Consider the following 22,537-nt stretch of genomic DNA (forward strand, 5'->3'; position numbering starts at 1 on the left):
TATATTTTTTAAAATTTCATAACTATTATTATCTTCTATTTTCTTCGCACGATAATTTTCAATATTTTCGAGATAAAATTCCGAAACCGTTTTGATATTTTCTTCGCTCAAATCTCTCAGATGATTCTTAGCAATTAAATGCAGAACTTCAATATCCAACTCATCAATCACAAAATGATAGTCTACAATCTTTTCCTTATACTCATTGAAATATTCTAATTCATCCTCAGAAAGCTTAGTCGAGTTTGCAATAAATACAATGTTGAAGTTGGTAGATGCCCTCTCGATTAAGCCAAGTAAATCTCCAATTTCAATATCAGTTGACTTCCTTTCCAGATCATCTATGCACAATACTATATTTTCTTTAACCCTGTCATAACTGATATTTTCAATTCTTAGATTGTTTAGTAAGTCAAGAATATTCACTTCCTTATCAAAAAACTTTAAGGTGCTGGTTACAACATTTCCCAATATCTTCATAGCATTGCTATCTTTCACTTTGTTAAAAAGCTTCTCAGTCGGCATTAATTGCAATATTAGTTCTTTCTCTATTTGCTCCAAATCTTTTTTTCCAAAAACAGAAATATACTTCAGGGTAATTTTCTCGCCATCATTCTTGAATTGGTTAAGGATACTATGCGTCTTCCCTATGCCCCATCCACCATCAATGAAGACGCAAGTGCTTTTCTCTTGACTAATTTTAAAAATTTGATTGAGCGTTTTGCTTACTTTAGTTTGATTCATATACAAACGACCTCTCATCAATGGGAATTAATTCGAAACGGATAATAGCTTTTCTATTTTAGAGCACATTGCTGACGGAAATATTTCATTTGTTAACAAGAAGCATTTAGGAAGAAAATCACTCCAATAATAATCACTTTATTCGCATATCTCTGAAATTATATAAATTATTTTCTCTATTTTCATAAACTGGGTATCCCCTATCGCACAAAAATGAAATGGCATACAGTATATGTTGGCGAGTTATCATTTGTTTCGTACCATCAATTAAATTAGTTAAATACTGACTGAAGTCAAAAACATGTCCTAAATCACTCATAGTATGTCTAATTGGCGACAAAATGAAAGCGGACAAGTTCATTTGAGTCATTTCTTCGGTTAATTCTTCTGTGATCACAGTTCTATCTGAATCGATATTTTGAATATTTTGTTTTTGTATTGACATCGTATCTTGTAGATTTTCAAATAAGAATATATAATGATATTTTTCATGCTGATTACTGTTAATTTTAATAATTTTTCTGTTTAAAAACTCTATTTTATAACTAACTAAATGACCGAAATCCGAGTTATAGAGCCCTAAATGTTTATTATCACTTTTAGAATATATAGATGATATCTTCAATCCCTTCGGAAACAAAAATGACCTATCACCAAAAATTCCATTAAGTTCTGAGTTTATAAAATCATCATCCAAAGAAATTTTCCGACCTTTTTTTTCGAGATATTCACTGCTAAACAAAGTCCAATATCCTGCCATTTTTACTGCAAAATAGAGTTTGGCACCCATTTTATTTGCAAATATCCTTTTCTCATTAAAATTATTAGCTGAGATGCTATATTTATTTTTCTCAGTTGATTTTATCTCTACAATAACTCTATCTCCATTTACTAATTCAATAAGCAAGTCGGATGCAACAGTATTAGTTAATTTAGCAACCCCCTCTTCAAATCCTATAATGCTTTTGCACCATTCTAATAAGTGAATCATTAATATGAATTCAACTTCGTTATCTTTTCCCCAAACTCTTTTTTCGAGATCTGTTGAATTCAAACCAAGCATCGCAATTACTTCCTTCTGCTGTTCTTCAGTCAAGAAACCTTTAATACTATGATACGCTTTTATCTTCTCTATGGAAGTCGGTGTTTTTGTTAGCAAGATTATGCTCCTTAAATTTATGTCTTAAAAAATCAAAATTAGGCTCAAAACCAAAATCAGTGCTTGACTCCTCCATGACTTAGTGCAGATGAAGTATACACGTTTAAACGGTATAGATTCATATGAAAGTCTATCGGAAAAAGCTCTGCAGAACTGTCAAGCACTGATTATGAGATAAAGCCCAAAATTAAATAATCTTTCTAAGTTCCTCTCTTATTTCTTGCACTGTATCCGTATCACCAAATCGCAGATATAATTTCTCAGCCTCTAAAAGAGTAATTTGTTTTTCATCTTTATTAAGCCCTTCTATCATGAATGCTTTGTTAAATAAGGAGATAGCCAATAAATGATACACGCTATCATCCTGGGCTCGATTAAGGTGTTCATTTATTGCAAAGATTACTTCATCAAACTCGATTTTCCCATCTTTTTCTTTGTCTATTCTGCATAAGATTGTTGCTTTAGATATTTTAACCTTGTAAAACATATAATAAATACCATTTCTCTTATAAGTTCTCATCATTCTATCGAGAATTTCTAACGATTGTTGATAATACTCCTCAAATCCATAATCCCCTAAATAAACATAAGAATTAGCAATAGCTCCTTGTGCAGAAAGGATAACATCAGTTAATTCTCCTCCTGACTCCATACTTTGATTTATAATCTTATTTAAATTTTCCGAGAAAGAGATAACTTTCTTTATTCGGTCTTTGTAAATATAAATCTGAAGTAAATGACCTGATGTTCTAATTGTTTCTGATAAATTATATTTACTTTTGAAGTGCTCCAATATTTCCGTAAACAGCTTTTCGGCAAAGTTTATATCACCCGAAGACTCTAAGAGTGCAAACGCCAAATTACCCTTGCAATATGCCTTGTCATCTTCATCTTTTAATATACTCATTGCTTCTTCAGCACATTTGATAGCATCGGTATTATTAAAAACAAGTACATACATGCCCGATAGACACATAAGTATTTTCCCTCTAAACTCTACATCAATGCATTCTCCTTCTACATCAAGTAATTCGACGGCATCTTCCAGATTAAGAATTACACTATCAATTCTCTTTAAATAGTTACCTTCTCTTGCTCTGGAATAATGCATGTTACTACTCTTAATCAGCTTATTAATATGCTTGTATGGCTTACTCATCTCAATCAGCTTATTCATTTTCTCTTCCAAGGGCTCTATACCCGTTTTAAACACATTAGTCGTCATATATTCCTCGAATAATTCAGGACAGAAGTGTGGATATTTGAGCAACTTTGTATGAACCCAGTTCAGATCTAAATATTCAACTTGAACGTCATAATTTTCTTTTGCCCATTTTACTACTCTTGATTCAAACTTTTTAAGATCTCCTTCTACACTAAAATGAGAAGGTTCTAAGTTCATATTAAAAATAACAATAAATTTATTCAACGTTATACCAAGTTCTGTTTGAGTCTTTTGCTTAGCATCTTTAATATTTTTTTTCAATGTTTCTATTTGACTATCCTTAAAGCTACTCGTATATCTTTTAAATTGGTAACCAATCAATGAATTATCATCTAATATTTTGTAAGCGTCTAAACCATTCCCTTTACCATTAGCATCATTAACTCTTTTTGTTGAAAACTCCTCCACACATATATGGTTGCATAAATCTTCCCATTTCTTATTATCTAAAAAATCATTTAATTCCTTAGCAGTTGGTGTTCTTCTCATGTTTCTGTCTCCTTAAATCAGCCTATAAAACTTTTCAATCTTATTCGAAATTACCATAAGTTACATAAAGCTCCACCACTCTTATTAATTCGACAAATGGTACAAATGTCCTCCAAAAAGATAGGTATAATGCACTTAAAATTTCCGAAAACGTTCCTTTTCGGAATAATTAACAATTTGATCTCTGATACTGAGAGAAGAACACCGAATCAACGATCAGAAAGACTGAATTTGTTGAAAAAACAAAAAAAGCCGAACGAATAATCAGGAATAAACACCTGAAATTCATCGACTCGACAATCAACTTATTATTCTTATGGACTTTCTGTAGAAGAAAACTCCATTATAATTGAAATTAACTTTAACAGCCAATAATTGGTTCAAGAACATCCTCACATAAATGCTGTAGCCCTTCTAATTGTAAGCAATTAGAACGATGATTAAAGAATAATGTAAGGATAATGGTAAGTTTCTTGTTTGGAAGAATTAACTCAGCTATCTCATACGATTTCCCATTTCTCAAAGTCTTTTTCGTGAATGTTAAATTTTCATTTCTGAAAATGAATTCCAACAGTTTCTTCTTGGCGTTCATATCTCCAACACCGATTAGTGTTGAGAAGGGGAATGTAACAAATACTTTCCTAATCAGCTCAGCACGATTCCATAGCATCTTGGAATACTCGTCGAGTTCTTCTTTTGCCAATTTACCGTTGCTTAATTCAGTTATTTTTTTCAAATTTGCATTAGCTAATTTGAAAGCTGAAATGTACTTCTTTTCGTCAATTCCATCGTATGGCCAAACATCCTCTGTAGGGCGAGGCAAGGGTCTCCAGTCTACTAATCCTGCCTTAATTTTAGTCTTGTTTGAATATAAGTGTTCTTTCAACTCTTGTATTTGATTCCATTGATTATTTAGAAGGTTTTTCTTAACATTGAACCAATTTTGATCCTTTTGTTCAAAATGTAATAGCATCCTTGCTTGGAATTCTAAGAACGGAGAAGCTGGAGGTGGAGGTGGGGCAACAGGTGACAGTCCACTTGCAGTTCTTATTTCATTCGTTATCCTTCCCAGGGTTAAGTACCCATCATGACTTGTTTCATCCCAATACCCCAGTCTCCAATCATTATCAATCCACGTATTCGCATCATATCCGTAAAGCTGACACCTTCCTAAAACCGCTTCAATTGGGTAGCCGCCCAGTCCTTCTTCATTTCCAAAAAAGACTACTTCTGCTTCATTAAAATTCCCATACCCAAACCAAGGTACTAATCTTTCAATGTGATGAGAGTCCAATTTCACTATATGCCGCTCCCGTTCTGAATAAAATATACAGCTATTGAACTACATTTCGACGAGAAACCAAAATATCCCTCCTATGTTGGGAATGATCGTCACACTTACAAAACTGCAATTCTTTCAACGATTTTATATTGCGGAGATCTTATTAAGATCATGTAAATATTCCTCTGGAACTCTACTTACTCCAGCCTTCACTTTAACCCTATTTAAAGTTAGCGATTCATCGTTCGATTTCAATTCCCCGATTGCCCACAATACTCTACGTTTTTGAAACGCTTCAGCATCTTCTACCACCTGCTCAAGAAAGGTTCGAGTACGTGGCATCTTCTTTAAATGCTTAGGCATTAAACATTTGCTACCTATGATCTCCTGTATTCTTTCCAAAGTGATGCGGCGTGGCTTTCCTTCTTCACTCATCAACTGTTCTGCAATCTCAGTAACTTTTTCAAGAATCTCCAGATCTCGCTTTTCCCAATCATGACGTGTTGTACCAGACTTCGGTGGCAACTTTTGGGGCATGTGATCCATAAGAAATTCTCGGTCGTACAGATAGAGCCAAGCGTATACCTTGGGATTAAGCTTCCTCAACTCTAATCTGCCAAGTCCAGGATGCTGGCTTCGCATTTGCAACCACGCTTCTCGCCTTTCTCTTTTAGCTTGTCTTCTATGTTCTTCAGTCATTGTTTTCTTCATAATTTTTCTCTTTGGCAGAGATGCTTTACTCGCATGACCATCTAAAAAATCCGATGGTTCACTATTAAATAATTCGTCCAGTGTCAGTCCTAAAAATTGCATAACCAGTAGATGACGAACAGGATGGAATCCTTTCCGATGCTTCTGGAAGATTAGCTTCAGCCAACTACTTTCGCCATTTGCTGATGATTGGAGAATCTCCAGCAGTTCAACTCCATAAAAATCAACAAATTCTGCTCTCAATCGCTTATAATCAGTTCTTCCCTTATCTGAGGCGTAGCCTTTCCGCATCAACTGATTTATGTAGTGTTTATGAAACCACTCCATTGGACGATGAGGATATTTGAAATTGAGCAACTTCTTAATGTTGTTCACGATGCAACTATATTGGCCCAACATTTCCTTATCAGTAATCTCTCGAACAGAATGATCAGTGCAATTATCCTGTGTTGGAGCTATGAATGCATACTTCGTTCTTTCTCTCGTCAAAACCGAGCTTTCAGAAAGCCATATTCCATGTTTGATGCAAATTCGAACACCTGGGATTTGAAATAGCCGTGTCCAATATAGTTCTCCATGCTGTCTTATGCTCTCCTGATTGCATAAGGAGCAATATTGAAAGTGAGTATTCGGTTGGACTGATGATGACATTAAACCAATGGAATTATGCAGATCCCTTCCATGCTCATCAAGCATACTGATATATATGGCGTGCGCCTGTTCTTCATCCCGAAAAGCGTTATAAAAGAGGTACATCGTATTCTGGTAGATGAGTTGTTTTGCTGATATTGTTGATCCAATAGGCAAATTTGAAACTATATTGCTGATGCCTGGTTGCAATTCCAAGCATGCTGTAAACCTGTCTGTTCCGAATATATCCATCAATATAGCCCTGTTGCTTATATTCCCACTTCGGATCCCAACTCTGGCAAGCAAACTTTGTAATAACTCATCATGATAGGGAGTCGGAAATTGGAGCATCATCCGAGTTCACTTCCAGTATCTATTGAAAAATCAGAGGCAATATATCCAGCATCTTTTAGCGTCTGGTAGGCAGTAAAACCATTTTCTTTCCCTGCCTTAACAAGCTTTCTCAAGTCGCGTTCATCATCAATTTGTGGTTGTGTCTTGCTTGTAGCTTGCTTGTCTTCAATTAGACCAAGATGAAGCTTATAAGCCTCCTGTACAACCTCTTGGATGTTTTGAATTTGAGGCATATCTGAAGTAATCTTGCTGACATTATGTTTGGCTTCTTTTTCTGGAACCCCTAATAGTGTTAATCGCACTACGGCATCCTGTTTAAATCGCTCAGCATGCACCTGTTGTTCTTTTTGTGTTTTCTGAAACGTTTGAAGCATATTACCTAAATCCAGCTTGGATTGCTCCGCCGCTATAAATCCATCGATTGGAGCAATGTTGATATCGCCAAACTTGGCAATGCTGTTCAGATTGCCTGAACGAAGAGCGTTCAACATCGGCTCCACTAATTTCAGGCTATCCTTAACGACACCTTTAATGATCTGTGGAGTTATCGTCTCCGTTCCTGATGTTATTGCCCGTATTTGAGCGAACATAAAAATTTTAACAGCAATGTCCGTAATTCCGCAACTCGCCTCATACATTGCATCATTAAACTCTGTTGTTAATTCCGTTGGATTTCGAACCCACTGAAAGTCCCAAATCCCTTCTATGAAAAGTCTCCAACTTGGCTCTTCCTTCTTCATTGGCAGCCATGCTACGTCACCCTGGCCACTTCCTCGTCGCGCAATGCGAAAATCTGAAAAAAGGGCATTTGCACGGGGCGTTCCAATTAAAATTGTCGGCAGTCCAATAGAATTTGAAAGCGTGACGAAGAATGAGAGCATTTTTTCTGCACCACCGCTTTTGGCTACGGATAAGTTTTGGATTTCGTCCACGCAAAGAATGCCTAAGCTACAGCTCTTTGCAATTTGGGCGACAATTGGCATCAAGGAGGAGGCAGATAATTTTGTATTCTTGCCAAAGCGATCCATATAATTCGTCCCAAGGAGCTGATCCAGCTCTACAAAAAAATTATTAATTAGCCCTCTAATTGAGCCGTCTGGAGGGCATTCCAAACGCAAATAAGTAATTTGATATGCACTTAGCTGTATGCTGTTGTATTCCGAATGGCTGATGGTCTGGGGCATTAAACTCAATATACGATTAATAGCTGTACTCTTGCCAATCCCGCTAATACCGACAATGGTCATTCCAGAGGAGAATGCTTGTACAGTTTGGCGAATTTGTCCACTTTGAATATCAGCGTGTCCTTGAACCATCTGACTCGCATAGTGTGGCTTTAAAGGATTTCGATTGACATAGCCTTGCCGAATCAGTCTCGATATTCGATTTTCAAGGTCAATATGCAGAGGCATTACTTGAAAGTAACCAAGCAGTTGCTGAATCATGTGGAAACGATAATGACTGTCGGCATAGCGCTCCTCCACATCAAAGTGAGGATAACTTGATAAGGCTTGAACAACCTCTTCTTTAGACATAATGGGAGGTAGTGCTTCGATAAGCATATTGCCCTCGTATTGACTGACAATTTGCTGTGAATATTGAGCCACTTGTGCCAAAGTCCCGTTAGGAATCTTTATCCATTCCATGCTATTCCTCCCCTCGTTTCCTTCTCAACAATTCGAAATCATCAAAATAATCAATGTTCCCAGAGGAGTCTGCCCTGTCTTCAGAATGAGTTGGTTTTCCGAACCCAAGTTGGGCATGTATGGATTCCTCATTCCGTATGAGTTTCTTTTCAAAATTCCGATAGTCTTGAATTCCACGAAGTTTTTCAGCTTTTGTACCCGAGACATATTGCTCTTTCGTTTGCTTTTCCGCCTCAAGTACGATAGCCTCGATGTGTGTGATGAGATCAATTTGAGGTTGTAGCTCTTTTTCTGCATGTTGCGCCTTTTGCATCCGCTCAAACTCCTGCAAATACTCAATTTCCTCCTGAGTGCGACCATTATATTGATTGTACTGGCTTAACAGATAGCAAGGTTCATACCCATTGTCGCCCACTCCCCGTAGATATATCGTCCCGAGATTTCGTGGATCGTAGCTCACAGAAAGTTTCCAGGTTCCCGTGCGCGCTTTTTCCATCCACCGCTCTTTAAGTGCCGTATGACTGCTATAAAACAAGCCTTTGAATTTTAACCCCTGGTAAGTCACCAGGCATTCAGCAGTTGGAAGCAGGTTTAGCAAGACCACTGACTTCGGCACTTCCCGCAACTTTCCCGATCTATATTTCACGCCCCATTGCCAGATTTTCGAGGGGATGCTTTCTACCTCGTCACTAATCATCATTTCCTCGCGAGCATATTTGGGCAAGTAATGATTGTTATGGTAGAGCACGCATCGAATGATGACTTGGGTGAACTGGTATAAGTCCAATTTTGCATCCAAGCGATAATCGCGACTGTTCGGACCTCTTTGCCTAAAATCTGGATTGATTACTCCAGGAAGCATCATCTTAGTCAGATCATTTGTTGTCCTAAAGTGTCGCTCAAGAATTGCTTTCAAATCCCCTCTGTAGCTGGATGTATTCTCGATTTTAACGTGCAGACTGCTTATGAGGGTCTCTACATCTTTCGTAAAGAGTTCTCCACGATCACCAAGAATGGTTTCGGGTAAATGCTTTGCCTCCCATTCTTCAGGGCGAATGTCGATCCCGTACTGTTTGCAAAACTCAACCTTATCTTCACAGCAATTTGCAATTGCCATTGCCGCAGATAACCAGCTTGTTTCCAAAGTGACATGGATCGAAGTGATGCATCTGCTGAAGACATCCTGGGTGTATACAAGGTAGGGACGTCCGATTATCCAGTTCCTATTAATTCTTGAGACCAAATATACATCGAAAGCAGTCGCATCGAACAAGTAGCGTGACCCTGGTCCAATGGCTTCTGCTGTAGCACTCCCGAGGACTGGACGGTGAAGCAACTCATATTTTTTCGAGCTAAACCTCGTTGAGACTTCCTTCTTGATGTTGTTTTCCTTCTGAAAGAAGTATTTGAACTGAGTATACGTTGGTAATTTGCTCGAACCTTGAATAATAGGCATCTTCACACCGTTTTCCATCCTGCTGTCATGACTATAGAACTCCTGAATCATCTTTTGATAAGCAAACTTCAGCGGTGCTTTCTTTGAGGTATAATAGTATTTTTTCAAGACGACTCGAAAAATCCGTTCAACCTCTTCGTCAACATTAATCCCTTCTTCTTGACTATATTTTCGCGGTCTTCCACGCTTTTCTTGCCCTGAAGCCTTCGTCTTTCCCTTGCCTCCTCTTTTATCAAACGATGGAGCCAAGGCGTATTTGACTTTCCCCTTGACCCAAAATGACTTCAGGTATCGTCCAATAGTTTTTGTGCTGACTCCTGAAAAGTCAGATGCTTTTTGGATTAGCTTCATACGAGTAGCCGTGTCGAATATGGCTGGTTCCTGATCCCCTAATTGTTTTACAGCCTCCCATGCGTTCTCCATCTGCACCCTTGCCTTATCAGATAAAAGCTCCTCACAGACAACAGAAAACCATTGATCCTCGACCACATGAATTACTTCTTCCTGTATTCCTCTCTCAATATCCTCAATTAATCGCAGTTCAGGGAATCGATTCGTAAAGATATTAATGATATAGCAATGGACTCGTCCAGCATCGATCCACAAAATTCTTTCGATTTGCTTTGTATCTCCTCCATATTGGAGCATCGTGTTAACCGCTAATCTTAGCAACTGTATCACTTCCTTTGTTATCCACAATCTCAATGCTTTTAGCAGAATGATTAAGGTCAATAGGCTTGTCCATATCGATTTTGATTTGCTTAGTCGCAAGCAGATGCTTTAGCATTAACAATCCTTTCCCTTGCTCTCCTGAAAGCTGACTATCGAAGCGTTCAATGGCGTTTTTTATCGTTCCTTTTCCGCCGTTCAAAAGTTCCATTAATGATTGGCTCTCGCCTGCAATCTGCTGTTCTGAGTAGCCCCAATCGCTTAACCTTCTTGCGGCGTGCAACCATTCAATGTTCTTTGCCCGTGCCGCATTGATTTCAGAGGAGCTAACCAGTCCCCAAGGAATACCTTTTTTGTGCCAATATCGGCGAATGACCTCATAACGTTCAATGACTGAGTTTTTTTCAAAGTCCCTCGCCTCTTTGATATTCCGAGCGAAATGTCGCTCTTGCCCCTGCTCGTTTTTCATCGTTAATAAAAACGTGCTCGTTAAAATATGTGGAGTACCCGTTTTGCGATCCATTAGTTTTTTCGTTAAGTCATCATCTAAAATATCAGTCATCTCGTACAAATCCATGAGGGGATAATGCTCGCGGATGTCGATCACAGCATCTGACCACTCGCATAAATAGAAATAGCGCGTCTCATTATCGGATAGAAAATGATGCACCCTGCCAGTTTTCCAGCCCGAAACTCTGCTCACTCTTCCGCGGGATGCAATGCTATGGACATTTAGCCATGGCTGGTATTCTGCCTCACGCCCCTGACCTCTTCCTTCCTTAATGAATCGTTGTAATTTGGCATCAGAAGCATCGTAGTTAAATTTAGACATCAGATCTCCCCCCATTCTGCAATCTTAAAGAGATATGATAGGCGTCCGTCGCTTCAGCATGTTTTTGACCGTATGTGTAATTCGTCAGTATTACGCTTTTCAATGTATCTCCTGCAAGCATCTCCTCAACACTTTTGACATCCCACTGCTTCAACGCTTTGTTTGAAATGGAGCCTTTAATAACATCGTTTCTGAAACTGACGCTGAAGTTGTTAGAATCGATGAACTCTATTTTAGCCCGAGAAGTGATGTCACCATGATAAAATTCAGCTAACTTCCCGATATTTTCATCGATAAATGCAATCGTTTTGATTGGTGTATACATAGACGAGACTGTTAAATGTTTAAGCAGTTTCCGAAGCGATCCTGAATCCAATAAAAAATCAAAGATGATCACAACATCTGTCTTATAATCTTCACCTGAATTGTATCTGACAATTTTGCATATATACTCGATTTCCATTTTTTCAACCTTCTTTCTTCTTATTTAAAGCACAAAAAAATGCATTGCCTATATGCGATAAGTCTCCTTTTTTTTAAAGGAAACAGCATATATCCAATGCATTTAAAGTTGGTTTCGGTATTCTTGGTTGTATTATAACTCATAGCGGGCTAATCAACAACCAATGATCATTGCGCACTTTTGATCAAAACACGATTATATTCAACTCAGAAATCTATCATATAGATACTTATAAACAAATGGAGAATGATTGTATTCATCTAAAGGATAGGCAGGAAATTAAGCAGTGACATATTTACAAGGCAAAATTAAAAACAGGAGCGTGCGCAGACATGAGCAAAGATACATTAGGCTATATCTTGGGTATTGCATTTTTGAGTTCGATTTTGGCGTTCATTGTATCAATTCTATTAGACGTTTTGCTGTTTGTAGCAGTTTTTTCAGTTGTTCTTTTGCCGCTTTGGGGAGCTTTCCGTCAACATAAAAATTGGACGCATGAAACGAGTGGATTGAGAAAGTGGCTGAGTATATTTAGGAAGGTATCTAAATGCGGAAAGCCACGCTTGACATTTTACTTGATTGCAATTGTTGTTGTTGGATTTAGCTATGGGCAGATAACGGGAATATTAGGATACGTGACTGGGGGAATGATATTTATGCTGATAGCTTGGGAATCGGTTCGATATGTTCTATTAAAATCAAAAAAAGTCAAGATCATTTCATTTGCAGTCGCTTTGAAAAGTGTCTGGTAGTTTATATTGACGAGGGAGAGAGAGGAGATTTCCTCTCTTTTTGTCATGAAAAATGTGCGCCTTGAGTGAGTTTGTGAAACAGTTGTAAATAAATGGTTGCATATATAAAATGTCTTTAAATTATCAAGCTAAAATACAAATAAAAGTGTTAAACTACTTCGCAATCTTCTTATGTGCGTCCCTACGGACGCTTAGCGCAAAACATGGTTACAATATTCGCCTGCGCGATAAACCTTGGTTTTTATGCAAACTCCTTATTGGTGATACGCGTAAAAAACTAAGCATCCCATCTCAGGGATACATGCTTGATATAAGATTGCGTTCCTCCAAACATGAGATACACAACTTTAATGCGTTAAACCGACAACTGTAGTGTGAATTATATAAATTTATAGCTATTAAAATGGAATTGGATCATCTTCAATATCGATTAGGATGTCTTCTGCATCATCAACCAACGTAGAATTATCTGCTGAGTTAATTTTCTTCACGGTATATTCAGCTAAATACACCTGATTTGCTCTTGCTTCTCCAAAGTGCTTACTCACTTTCTCCTTTGTAAGTAAACTTCCCCATACGCCAGCGGCTTGCAGTATGATAACGACCTTTTCTGCCAATTGCAATGTTTCATTACTATACTCTGGGATTGTGTAAAACGTAATCCTTTTGCCTCCTATATAGCCCTGATTCATCCGATAACTCAAAATCGCATCAGATATTTCAAGCATTCTGCTTGGAAGTTTTTGATGCGGAATTTTTACAATTAATCCTGATAGCGCGAGCATATTAATGGATCTGGTCACGGTTGATTGACTAATGTTCAATTTTTCCTTAATTCGATTGGTTGCGGAGAAAAACACATGCTGATTTTCGTAGCTGAAGACCCGATATAATTTATCCTCCTGGTGATCGTTGAAATACTCTAAGATGGCATAGTATTTTTGAATAAATTGAAACACTGCGGGATATGCTTGCTCCAGATCCTTTCTTTCTCCACGTATGTATTGCAGATTGCTCTGATACTTTTGAGCTTGTTGTAATACCCATTCGTCCTTTAGTTCCAGTTCAAACAAATTGGCGAGTAGGCTCCGAGCGCTCTGGAATGCGTTCTCCGCTTCATCAGCGTTTCCAAGAACAATTTCGACGACATCAAATATATTAAGGCTAATCGTGCCACCCCAGCGCGCCTTGGAGAAATAGCGATAGACCCCTGCTTCATCTTTGGATATCCAGGCATCATTGCCAGCTACGAAATTGCAGTAATGCCGCTCATCTTCCACCATGTCCAAGTTACCAAAAACTTTGCCAAAAGCGTTCTGTCTTTGGATGTAGTGCTCGAATTCCTGCGTTGTCGTTATAGCAGAGAAATCCTTGTTCTCTATATAGCTTCTGATCTGGAACTGCTGTATGCGACCAGTATTATGCAAATATTGTCGAATAATGTTCTTTGCGATTGTATTGGGCTTTACGTTTCCACCCGTAAATATACTGTTGATGTCCATATACTCTCCGATTATTGTAAAATATTATTTACATTTATATCGGCTCAGAAGAGACATTTCAATACAGTTTTAATGTAAACTCTATTGCTACAGGAAAAAAGCAAGGGAACAAACTGTTCCCTCACCTTTGTAACAGTGTAAAAAGGAGATCCAATATATTGTTCTTGGATTCGATCTCCTTTTTATCCTTATATTGATTTGTCCAGCAGATAAGTTGTCCATTCATTCATTTATACTTTTAGCCTATCAACTACGCTAATGACGGCATGAATGTTATTCGAATACTGTTCACTTAGCAACTTGAATGACCTACTAATTTCCCCGATTAATCATGTTGCCGCCGTCAATTGAGTTGTGTAATGTAGAGAGATTTATTATCAATCCTTACTATGACTGTCCCTATATAAGCGATAAAGATCCTTAAACATCTCCAAAGCAAGTTGAAAAAGCGACAATTTTCGAAACATATACATCGTCGCAACAAACATGAGAAAGAAAACAATTTGCATAAAAGGTCTGTTTAGCGGATCGTGACCATACATTTGATAAATACTTCGGTTTAAAAACAATAAACCTCCTCCGACCATTAGCCGAACTGCCAGAAATAGCTTCTCTGGTTCCATATTTCGTTCCCCTCCTATAATCAGCGATCTGTTTAGTCTGATTCCTTCCCTTTAACTCCCATCAAACAAAAAAAGCACAGATCCCCCCCCTAAGGTAAGATCGGTGCTTCCGATTTGAAATATTCGATTCAGTTGCCACCATTATACTTCATTACTTTGATTCAAGTAAATAAACCCTTATAGTGATTGAGTATAAATTTGTCGGTAGCTCCCTCGCCATCTTAATGTTTCTTCTGCTTCATTTTAAATCATCAATCTCAACTGGAATTTGAAATCGATACTTAATTGCCTGCAATGCAAGTATGCTGTTGCGGTCATCAAGGGTATTAAACAAAAAGCGAACCTCGCATTCCGCCTCCGAGCCGTGCAGACTAAATGCCAGGTCAATCAAGCTACGAGTGCCGCCAGTTAGGAAAGCTTGATTGTAAGCCTCCAGCCTTATAGTATGATCCTCAAAGTGTAAAGCATTTCGATATTTTTGTACAACAGTTCTGTTCCTGAGAAAATGTAAAAAAGTGAGCACCGTTCAATGTCCTTGATATTCGTTTTGTCTCTTTCGCATAAATCATTGAATCGTCTTTTGTGCTCGTCTGAACGAAATTGCATACATATGCCTCCTTGATAATTGGTTTATATCTTATATGCATGCAACCTATCAAAAACAAGTATCGAATCTATTAAATTGATTCAATGTTGTATTGCAGTTTTAAGTATTGTTATCCTTATTCGCACCCTCTCACTTCGCTCCTCTCCTGTTTCTATTATTATTGTGAATAGATGTCGGTTAAAACCTGAAACCCCTTATAAAACAAGGATTTTTGGCTCCTCCAAGTATGTGAATAGATGACGGTTAAAAATTGATAGAAAACAAAAAAACCTGGAGCTTAGATTTGCTACAGGTTTGATGTGTTAGAAATTCAAATTATAAATAGAATGCTTGATCCCGTTCCTGTCTATTGTTTTTTTTGCAATGAACCCCTTCTTGTGAAGACTCGCTGTCATTTTAGAAATTGAATCATGACCCTTCTTACCAATTTTTTGAGCGATGTACTTTTGACTTGCCCAGCAATCAGCTCCTTTCTGAGATACAATTTTGCTCAGAAAGCTGTACAATTTTAACTCCCCATCAGTAAGATCCTTCAGCATCAATTTAACCGTTGCATTATCAAGGGTAGTAAAGCCAGAAACGGAATTAAAGAAGGGATTTAAGTAATACATATACCCTTCGCCAGCTCTACGATTCCCTCTGCGTTTAGTGACATGTCCTTTTAAAACTAACTCCTTCATATTTCGCTCCAGAGTTCTCTCGGAAATTTGAGCGTACCTTTGGATGTCCAACTTACTAAAGTTCTTGATTCCCTCCAGGCTTTCTCCAAGCTTCATAGCCAAGTAAATCCGTGTTGCACAATCAGATAGAACGCTTAGATCATCGAAAAAGTCATTCGAAATGATGAGTTTGTTTTTTTTCGTATAATTTTCAAACTCTAAATACCCATATGCACCGCGAAGCTCCTCCGTATACTTGCCATGTTTGCCCTTAAAGTCTTTTGCATATATTCTGTCTGTCTCTTTGAAAATGTGGGAGGCATCCAGACTTGGTGAGCACCTTTCTCCCCAGCAAACCATAACGTCCCTAATCGTCTGGATATTTAATCCAAGGCTGTTCCGCAAAAACGGAATGATGAACATCATCACTTTATTCCGCAACCCTTCCTGGCTTCCAGCAAGCATCTTTTGTACGGCATCAGGAAGCCGCTCGAAGTCCAGCATACTGTAAACGACTTTAAGGGTTTCGATCTTTATCTCCCCGACTGCTTCAATTTCCCGTTTATCTCTCTCCTTTTTTACTCTCTTATCCACACCGCTTAATGGTGCAGTTTGAATTGAATTTAGCTCAATCTCACTCAAAGGCTCCATCTGCTTAATCACATCAGACAGAGTATTTAGTTTCTCGAAAACCTCAGTGATGTGATATCGCTTCTCCGTCCATGATACGTCTGTCGTTGGAACAATCTCTGGTTTTGTCCCGCTGTAATATTTGCTCTTAGGATCAAGAGCCTTGCAGTTAAAGCTGTATGGCATCCTAAGGACTCTGGAACAATCTTGTATTGCCTCATCAACTTTAAAGCCCTTCGCAAGCATTAGGGTGGTAAACTTCTTGTAGATTTCCTTATCTGCCCTATGATTTAGCAGTATAAAACTTTGGTAACCGTGACCTGAAAAGATATCAAGTGTTTCAATGCCCAATTCTATTAGCCGTTGTTTTTGAGACTGAAATTCTTCTGCCGTTATGCCGTCAAAATCCATTGGCAAAATACTCGTAAACAAGGCATTTTCACTATTCACCTTTCCTTTTTCATACTTTTTCCCATCCTTCTTGAAAACTTCCAATTGATAGTCAAACGCAAAGCTCGAAAAGTATAAGTCTACTCCTTTGCCATTCATAATCTGGAGAAACTTTTTTAGTTCCGAGGTATCCTTTTCGCCGAGGTGCCATGTTCCGAAGCTCCGTAGATACTCTCTTATCGATGGATCGCGCTTGACTGGTCGAAGCTCAACTCTGCCCTCATTCCAATGCTCGTCCGCAAGTTGGGGATGTACTGCCTTCATAAAACGGATCTGTTTCTCTGCTTGCTTGTCTATCTGCCCATCCGTCAAGACTGGCACTTGGTTAAAAATCTTCATTTCTTTCATCGAAAATAGCCCCCCTTTGTACAGGAGGCTTCAACTGACCCATTCTCTCTTTCATCCACATTTCTATTTAACATTAAACCGTCTCAAACATTTTCAAGATTATATTTCCTGATTGAGCGTAGTATAATTATTTCATAAGTGAACGAAGAGAGTGCTTGCGTGGACACAACTTTGGCGGGAGTGTTGAAAGCCTCTCTTTTTTTGTTTTTTATGTTGTAGTCGAGGGCAACTGATTTGATAACTATTAATGCCTACAAGCAAGTCTGACCATTAATCAATTTTAAGATGCTTGGTTAGCTTCGATCTTCATGAACCGTTTCAGCTCCACAATGTAGTACCAACCCGTAATCGCCATATCCTCTCTCAAATCAGTCTCGTCAACCATCAGCTCATTCGCCAATTGGTTAAGCTCCCGATATTCCTCTTTCTTCAGCTCTTCGTTTAAAAATTTCGCACGATCGTTTGCCGATAATTGATAGATTTGATGCCCATACATATGCAGCACCCCCTTGATTTTTTGTTTATATATTTTATGCAAAATAAAGGGGATGCAATCGAATTATGTTGCAGAAAATGCTTATAATATAGAGTTAAAAACAATAAAGGATGAGCAATTATGTGTATCAAAAACAGCAACTTTAAGGAGGATCACTAAGGCTCAAAATCGAGAAATTTCAGAAAAACATATTTTATATACGGAGGTATTTTGAAATGGAAAAATTGGTAATGTATAAGGACAAATTCTTTTTTTTGCAATCAATTAATTTTGATAAGTATGATATGGAATTTGCTATTTATAATCTTGCTAATGAGCAGATTGGGAGCACGTTTTTCGGATTTAATGAAGGCGCTAATCCTTTTGATAATGAGGTAGAAACAGATGAGTTTATGGAATGGGTACAGGACGAGTCTCACAAAATTGAGGCGGAATTCAAGTTTTTGTTTGAGTTTTTTCATCCTGTCGAGGCGGCGGACGAGCTTGGATTTTCAGCACCTGAGTTGGCAATTATGATGCAGGAAAAATGGAACATTTCATATGAGATCATGGACGCAATCCTTCCTTGAGGTAGCAAGCAATAATTTCGGCAAAGAAGACTTCCTACATACATTAGGAAGTCTTTTGTTTTGCCACAATTCTTCGACTCATATATGAAATTTAGCTAAACCAACAAAACAAACATTAACGAAATTGATAATTCGTTAACCATGCATTAGAATAGAATGTACAAGGGAGATGTAGATGATGAATAGAACGGTATATGATTACACCCATGAGCGAATTGGTTATGGCTTCAGTGAAAAAAATCCTGTGGTGATTGAAAAAGAGACGGATTATATCCTATCCAAAGTTTTAGCCAGTTTTGCAATATCCTTTCAGGATAAAGTTGTAGGCATCAAGGTTTCGAACGGACAATTTACATGCACGGCAGAATACCTCTTATCTCCGACTCACAAAAAAAATCTGATAACATGGCTGGATCGAGTCTACGAAGTCAACTCACCAGTTAGTGATTTGGATTTCGGAAAATGGAAGATTGATTTTGACACTTGGTATTATGAATTAGGCGGTGTGTCTATTGAATATATCTACCATGACGACTACCTACTTGCGGCTTCGGAAGCCGCAGATCTACTGGGCATTTCAAAAGTGACGTTACGCAAGTACGTAAATCAAGGTTTAGAATGTCAGGACAACAATGGATCTCATAAAAAGATTCCTAAACATGCAGTAGAACTCATGCGTGATACCGTTTATTCCATTCGAATGCAAATGAACTATCAAACAAAAAAACGATTAGAACAAACTCCTCAAGAACGTCTACTTGAAATTAATCAAGAGCTGACTGAGTTGCAATTGCGGTATGGTAAGAAGACTTACCAAGAAGCATTTGAAGGAATAGCGGAGGGTGATTTGGATGATCCAATTGATTATTATCGTTGGGAAGCCTTGACTGAGGAGATGGATGAAATTCTTAAAATTGCGGGGAATACTAAAGGGAATTGATGTATATTTGAATGTCGAAGTGCAGTGCTGATTGATGGCTCTTCTTTTTCTGTATTGTAAAAATAGAAATCTTTGTAAAGTAAAAGAAACAAGCCATTAGGCTTGTTTCTTTTACTTTTCTCCCTCACGTATGGCTTCAGGGGAATTTCATTAATAATTCTCCTGCGTTTTATTACTGAGTTATATGGGATTTTACATCATCGGTATAGCTACCGATCAGAAAAATCGAAATATCTACAGAATCACAAAGATAAATGGACTGGTTTGGTTTGTAGGAACTCCCATAAAAGTAACGATATGTGGAAACTTTTAAATTGTATCTTCCATCCTTAGCGGAAACATTTGTGAAAACTTCACGCGTATTTTTCAATCCAAATGCATTTTTTTCAGGCATCTCATACACCTGACTAAGCGAGTCCCATGAACCTGACTGAGATGGATTCGTCAAGTTATAAGTCACGTGATTCCCAAACTTATCGGCAAATGGCATTTGAACACTAAGAGTGGTAGGGGCTGTTACAGTTCCGCCGTACTGACGAGTTACTGTTCTAAACGAACAATCGCCAGGCCAACCTTTGGGCGAGTTACGATACGTGTTTGTATCGAACTTAACGATATATTTGATTTCAAATCCATATCCAGCTTTTACTTTCGCTTGATCTGGTCGAGCTAAGATATCAACCCAACCATCTCCACCGAGTTTATCTTTCGTCAGTTTGCTTCGGAACATTACATTGGTTATCTTGTATTCCTCGTAATAGCTTCTTGTATCAGTCCACGTATTGTCATAGGTTGTGATGCAATAACTACCCGATCCCCAACGGTTTGACCAGTAATATCGATAACCTTCACGATCATGGATATAGTGAGTTTCTGACCAAGTATTACGGTTGTTTACGACCAAACAAGTCTCTGGGTTAGAATTCGTCATATATGCCATTACTGCACTCGTATCGATGTTATCAGCATACGGGTTCGTTGTGCTTGTAGATGTTTCAATTATCCGCCTTGGTGGTGGGTTGATCTCTACTATAAAGGCATTTGAAGTACCGTTGGATCCCGCACTTAGCGAAACATTGGGTACAGTCCATGAGAACGGATAATCAACGTTTGCTGGAAGCGTAACGATCTCTTCCTTAACAACTCTACCATTACGATCTCGAATTTCAATTTCAACATCTCGATCCGAGTTTTCAGGGTTAATGTTCGATGCAATAAATTCAAATGTCAGGGTCTCATTCAAAGTAGAAGATGGACCAATAACCGATGTGGGAACAATTGTGAAATTGCTTACGCTCAGATTGTTCGTGGATCTCCATACTTTAGATGCTTTGTCGTTCGAAGGATCAGAACTTTGATTACCGAAACTTGGCGAACTATTAAACCAATGTATTTGAAAGTCCGCCTTAATGCTCGGTACAAGAGGTGTAATCGCATCTCTAATCTCGATTACTGCCGTATCCCCTTTAAAGGTTAACGCCTTCGTTGCTGAAACCTTGTCATGGTCAATATAAACGGTTCCTGTATCGTTGAGAGCGATAGAAACAGCCGCAAAAGGGTTGTTATAATCGTTTGGATCACCAACGAGTTTGTTACCAGTGACTTTTTTCACTGTGATTCTCACACCATGAGACATTCCTGGAACAACATCATTTGTAACGTTTCCTTGATTATCAAGAAGCTCGATAGAACTTTCTACAAGTCCGATATCTTCTTCTTTAATCTTGAATCGAAGTCGCCCATCGTCGTCACCCGTGTAGATATTGTCATTGTAGAGCTTGAATCCTGGAGAAACCTCAGCACCCAAAACAAATTGTTTTTTTACGTCAGAAGGTACTTTGAATTCCCATTGTAGAATTTCTCCAGATGAATCGTTCTTCGTTTTATCAAAGGTAACAACCTGACCTACATCGATACCGTTGATTCGAGTTGCTGGATCAGCATTCACTCCAGGAATGACATCCTCAGTTATGGCAGTATTCCATTTGCCAAGAATTAGAGAGTCTTCGTCAAAAGAAGCCATCTGAATCATTCGAACAGGTGTATACTTTGTTTTACGACCATTAAAGTTTGCTTGAACCATGTTCTTAACTTTGGCTGTAACGACTAATGTATCGCCTACAGCAACCTCTTGGTTGTTTATTTCCCATGCTCTCGAAATGTTGTCGTTATTATTTGCATCAGCAGTCATTAAGCCAACGACTTTACCCGTTTTTTTATCCGAAATTTTAAATTCCACAACTCTCAAATTATTTCGAGGTGGGGATTTCAAAACAAAGGTCGCATAATAACCGCTTCCGTGCCATGCAGTTACAATCCCTGTTGATAGCTCAGGATTATTAAGCAGGCTAAATTTTTTTGCGTAGTAAATTGCATCTTCTCGTTCACTCTTTCCCAATCTTCTTAGATTTTCGTTCGCTGGCAAGAGATATTTTATGAACCACTGCACCTTCTGCTCAAATCCCTCGGGGTCTTCATCTGGAGAAACATCCCATGCGGATGCTGTTGTTTTAGCAGGATGCCCTTCAGTAGTCGTCCAAGGATAGTTCCACCAGCTTTTTTCGAGTGGGTTCCAGTCAGACTCCTGATCGCCTGAGGGGAAATCTGACGGAAAATATGGATTGCTTATTGGTATTCCTGCATCCGATACACCAAGGTGACGGTACTCATAATTCGCCCCGAAATATGCACCTAATTTGCTCGTATTAACGATAGTGGTTGTCCCACTGTTGTCCCCATTATAATGGTCTCTCGTTTGATATCCTGGATCCATGCTACCGAGTTTTAGATTTTGCCAAATACCAGTTTTCCCTGGTCGCACCAGATAGGCATAATTTGTTCCCTCTCGCACCAAATTATTTTCGTAAATCAACGAATGATCGGTGTTGGAGTTTCTCATTTGTGCAGGTGTCTGCTCGGTTGGACTGTACCACAGAAACTTGTTTTTGTGATACGACTCATATAGTCTCGAAATCCCTATGGAATCATACCATTCCTTTTGCCGTGAATCATTGTAAGTAAGATACACTGGAGGCTCACTGATATCTCTGACTATCTTCCCCGTGCCATCATCCCAATGAGCCGTGACAAGATCGCCGCCGAAGGCAAATGCCCTTTCCACTACATTGGGCTGGTAAACCTGATGTAGCAAGAACCCAACGATCAGGCTTACCACCGCCAATCCACCAACAAATTTCATTACTTTGTATCTCTTCATGCTTTATCGACCTCCTTTCCATTTAGTTTAGATTTTTTGATTGTGTTAGAAAACACAAAAACTGTTTTACCTTGCTCTACCTCT

18 protein-coding genes are annotated in these 22,537 nt (G+C 38.4%); 3 read left to right on the forward strand and 15 right to left on the reverse strand.

Annotated features, from left to right (window positions below; genetic code table 11):
• From ASD24_RS16760 to ASD24_RS16800, 9 genes are all read right to left on the reverse strand, one after another.
• Positions 1-744 (reverse strand): P-loop NTPase fold protein (locus ASD24_RS16760; RefSeq protein WP_056697777.1); only part of this gene is annotated, 744 nt, incomplete at its 3' end.
• Positions 745-877: 133 nt separating this feature from the next.
• Entirely contained in the window at positions 878-1,903 is a 1,026-nt protein-coding gene (locus ASD24_RS16765) for a hypothetical protein (RefSeq protein ID WP_056697780.1), read from the reverse strand.
• Positions 1,904-2,090: 187 nt separating this feature from the next.
• A complete protein-coding gene (locus tag ASD24_RS16770) occupies positions 2,091-3,617 on the reverse strand; it encodes a hypothetical protein (RefSeq protein WP_056697782.1) in 1,527 nt (508 codons plus the stop codon).
• A 361-nt stretch (positions 3,618-3,978) separates the two neighbouring features.
• Positions 3,979-4,917 carry a hypothetical protein gene (locus tag ASD24_RS16775; protein WP_056697785.1) on the reverse strand — a complete coding sequence of 313 codons (939 nt, stop codon included), beginning with the start codon at positions 4,915-4,917 and terminating at the stop codon, positions 3,979-3,981.
• Positions 4,918-5,043: 126 nt separating this feature from the next.
• Positions 5,044-6,594, reverse strand: coding sequence for a TnsD family Tn7-like transposition protein (locus ASD24_RS16780; protein WP_056697787.1), 1,551 nt, complete (start codon positions 6,592-6,594; stop codon positions 5,044-5,046).
• Complete coding sequence (locus ASD24_RS16785; RefSeq protein ID WP_056697791.1) at positions 6,591-8,240, reverse strand: ATP-binding protein; 1,650 nt, start codon at positions 8,238-8,240, stop codon at positions 6,591-6,593. Before ASD24_RS16785 ends, ASD24_RS16780 begins: the two co-directional genes overlap by 4 nt.
• A 1-nt stretch (position 8,241) precedes the next feature.
• A complete protein-coding gene (locus ASD24_RS16790) occupies positions 8,242-10,368 on the reverse strand; it encodes a Mu transposase C-terminal domain-containing protein (RefSeq protein ID WP_056697794.1) in 2,127 nt (708 codons plus the stop codon).
• Positions 10,349-11,197: a heteromeric transposase endonuclease subunit TnsA gene (locus ASD24_RS16795; protein ID WP_056697797.1), complete on the reverse strand. Its 849-nt coding sequence runs from the start codon at positions 11,195-11,197 to the stop codon at positions 10,349-10,351. Before ASD24_RS16795 ends, ASD24_RS16790 begins: the two co-directional genes overlap by 20 nt.
• Complete coding sequence (locus tag ASD24_RS16800) at positions 11,190-11,660, reverse strand: hypothetical protein (RefSeq protein WP_056697802.1); 471 nt, start codon at positions 11,658-11,660, stop codon at positions 11,190-11,192. Before ASD24_RS16800 ends, ASD24_RS16795 begins: the two co-directional genes overlap by 8 nt.
• A gap of 332 nt (positions 11,661-11,992) precedes the next feature.
• Here ASD24_RS16800 and ASD24_RS16805 point away from each other — a divergent pair, with 332 nt between their 5' ends.
• Positions 11,993-12,412, forward strand: coding sequence for a hypothetical protein (locus ASD24_RS16805; protein ID WP_056697805.1), 420 nt, complete (start codon positions 11,993-11,995; stop codon positions 12,410-12,412).
• Between the two features lie 398 nt (positions 12,413-12,810).
• Here ASD24_RS16805 and ASD24_RS16810 read toward each other — a convergent pair whose 3' ends face one another.
• The 5 genes from ASD24_RS16810 to ASD24_RS16825 form a co-directional block, all read right to left on the reverse strand.
• Positions 12,811-13,914 (reverse strand): hypothetical protein, encoded by a 1,104-nt coding sequence (locus ASD24_RS16810; protein ID WP_056697808.1) that lies wholly within the window; start codon positions 13,912-13,914, stop codon positions 12,811-12,813.
• Positions 13,915-14,291: 377 nt separating this feature from the next.
• Positions 14,292-14,537, reverse strand: coding sequence for a hypothetical protein (locus tag ASD24_RS16815; RefSeq protein WP_056697810.1), 246 nt, complete (start codon positions 14,535-14,537; stop codon positions 14,292-14,294).
• A 438-nt stretch (positions 14,538-14,975) separates the two neighbouring features.
• Positions 14,976-15,143, reverse strand: coding sequence for a DUF6075 family protein (locus ASD24_RS31520; protein ID WP_442952596.1), 168 nt, complete (start codon positions 15,141-15,143; stop codon positions 14,976-14,978).
• 303 nt (positions 15,144-15,446) lie between these two features.
• Complete coding sequence (locus tag ASD24_RS16820; RefSeq protein WP_056697813.1) at positions 15,447-17,231, reverse strand: helix-turn-helix domain-containing protein; 1,785 nt, start codon at positions 17,229-17,231, stop codon at positions 15,447-15,449.
• 280 nt (positions 17,232-17,511) lie between these two features.
• On the reverse strand, positions 17,512-17,727 hold the full coding sequence (locus ASD24_RS16825; RefSeq protein WP_056697814.1) for a hypothetical protein: 216 nt from the start codon (positions 17,725-17,727) through the stop codon (positions 17,512-17,514).
• Between the two features lie 215 nt (positions 17,728-17,942).
• On the opposite strand from ASD24_RS16825, the gene ASD24_RS16830 reads away from it, so the two are divergent.
• Positions 17,943-18,296, forward strand: coding sequence for a hypothetical protein (locus tag ASD24_RS16830; RefSeq protein ID WP_056697817.1), 354 nt, complete (start codon positions 17,943-17,945; stop codon positions 18,294-18,296).
• A gap of 175 nt (positions 18,297-18,471) precedes the next feature.
• On the forward strand, positions 18,472-19,236 hold the full coding sequence (locus ASD24_RS16835) for a DNA-binding protein (RefSeq protein WP_235540623.1): 765 nt from the start codon (positions 18,472-18,474) through the stop codon (positions 19,234-19,236).
• Positions 19,237-19,408: 172 nt separating this feature from the next.
• Here ASD24_RS16835 and ASD24_RS16840 read toward each other — a convergent pair whose 3' ends face one another.
• A complete protein-coding gene (locus ASD24_RS16840; protein ID WP_056697821.1) occupies positions 19,409-22,453 on the reverse strand; it encodes an Athe_2463 domain-containing protein in 3,045 nt (1,014 codons plus the stop codon).
• Positions 22,454-22,537 lie beyond the last annotated feature (84 nt).

The organism is Paenibacillus sp. Root52, assembly GCF_001426865.1.
Lineage (GTDB): Bacteria > Bacillota > Bacilli > Paenibacillales > Paenibacillaceae > Paenibacillus.

What these genes read in the sequence shown, in the direction of transcription:
- ASD24_RS31520 (WP_442952596.1), bottom strand. Translation starts at nt 15,143, where the DNA reads ATGCAATTTCGTTCAGACGAGCACAAAAGACGATTCAATGATTTATGC.
- ASD24_RS16785 (WP_056697791.1), bottom strand. Translation starts at nt 8,240, where the DNA reads ATGGAATGGATAAAGATTCCTAACGGGACTTTGGCACAAGTGGCTCAA.
- ASD24_RS16820 (WP_056697813.1), bottom strand. Translation starts at nt 17,231, where the DNA reads ATGAAAGAAATGAAGATTTTTAACCAAGTGCCAGTCTTGACGGATGGG.
- ASD24_RS16800 (WP_056697802.1), bottom strand. Translation starts at nt 11,660, where the DNA reads ATGGAAATCGAGTATATATGCAAAATTGTCAGATACAATTCAGGTGAA.
- ASD24_RS16825 (WP_056697814.1), bottom strand. Translation starts at nt 17,727, where the DNA reads ATGTATGGGCATCAAATCTATCAATTATCGGCAAACGATCGTGCGAAA.
- ASD24_RS16815 (WP_056697810.1), bottom strand. Translation starts at nt 14,537, where the DNA reads ATGGAACCAGAGAAGCTATTTCTGGCAGTTCGGCTAATGGTCGGAGGA.
- ASD24_RS16805 (WP_056697805.1), top strand. Translation starts at nt 11,993, where the DNA reads ATGAGCAAAGATACATTAGGCTATATCTTGGGTATTGCATTTTTGAGT.
- ASD24_RS16830 (WP_056697817.1), top strand. Translation starts at nt 17,943, where the DNA reads ATGGAAAAATTGGTAATGTATAAGGACAAATTCTTTTTTTTGCAATCA.
- ASD24_RS16835 (WP_235540623.1), top strand. Translation starts at nt 18,472, where the DNA reads ATGATGAATAGAACGGTATATGATTACACCCATGAGCGAATTGGTTAT.
- ASD24_RS16770 (WP_056697782.1), bottom strand. Translation starts at nt 3,617, where the DNA reads ATGAGAAGAACACCAACTGCTAAGGAATTAAATGATTTTTTAGATAAT.
- ASD24_RS16810 (WP_056697808.1), bottom strand. Translation starts at nt 13,914, where the DNA reads ATGGACATCAACAGTATATTTACGGGTGGAAACGTAAAGCCCAATACA.
- ASD24_RS16780 (WP_056697787.1), bottom strand. Translation starts at nt 6,594, where the DNA reads ATGATGCTCCAATTTCCGACTCCCTATCATGATGAGTTATTACAAAGT.
- ASD24_RS16795 (WP_056697797.1), bottom strand. Translation starts at nt 11,197, where the DNA reads ATGTCTAAATTTAACTACGATGCTTCTGATGCCAAATTACAACGATTC.
- ASD24_RS16840 (WP_056697821.1), bottom strand. Translation starts at nt 22,453, where the DNA reads ATGAAGAGATACAAAGTAATGAAATTTGTTGGTGGATTGGCGGTGGTA.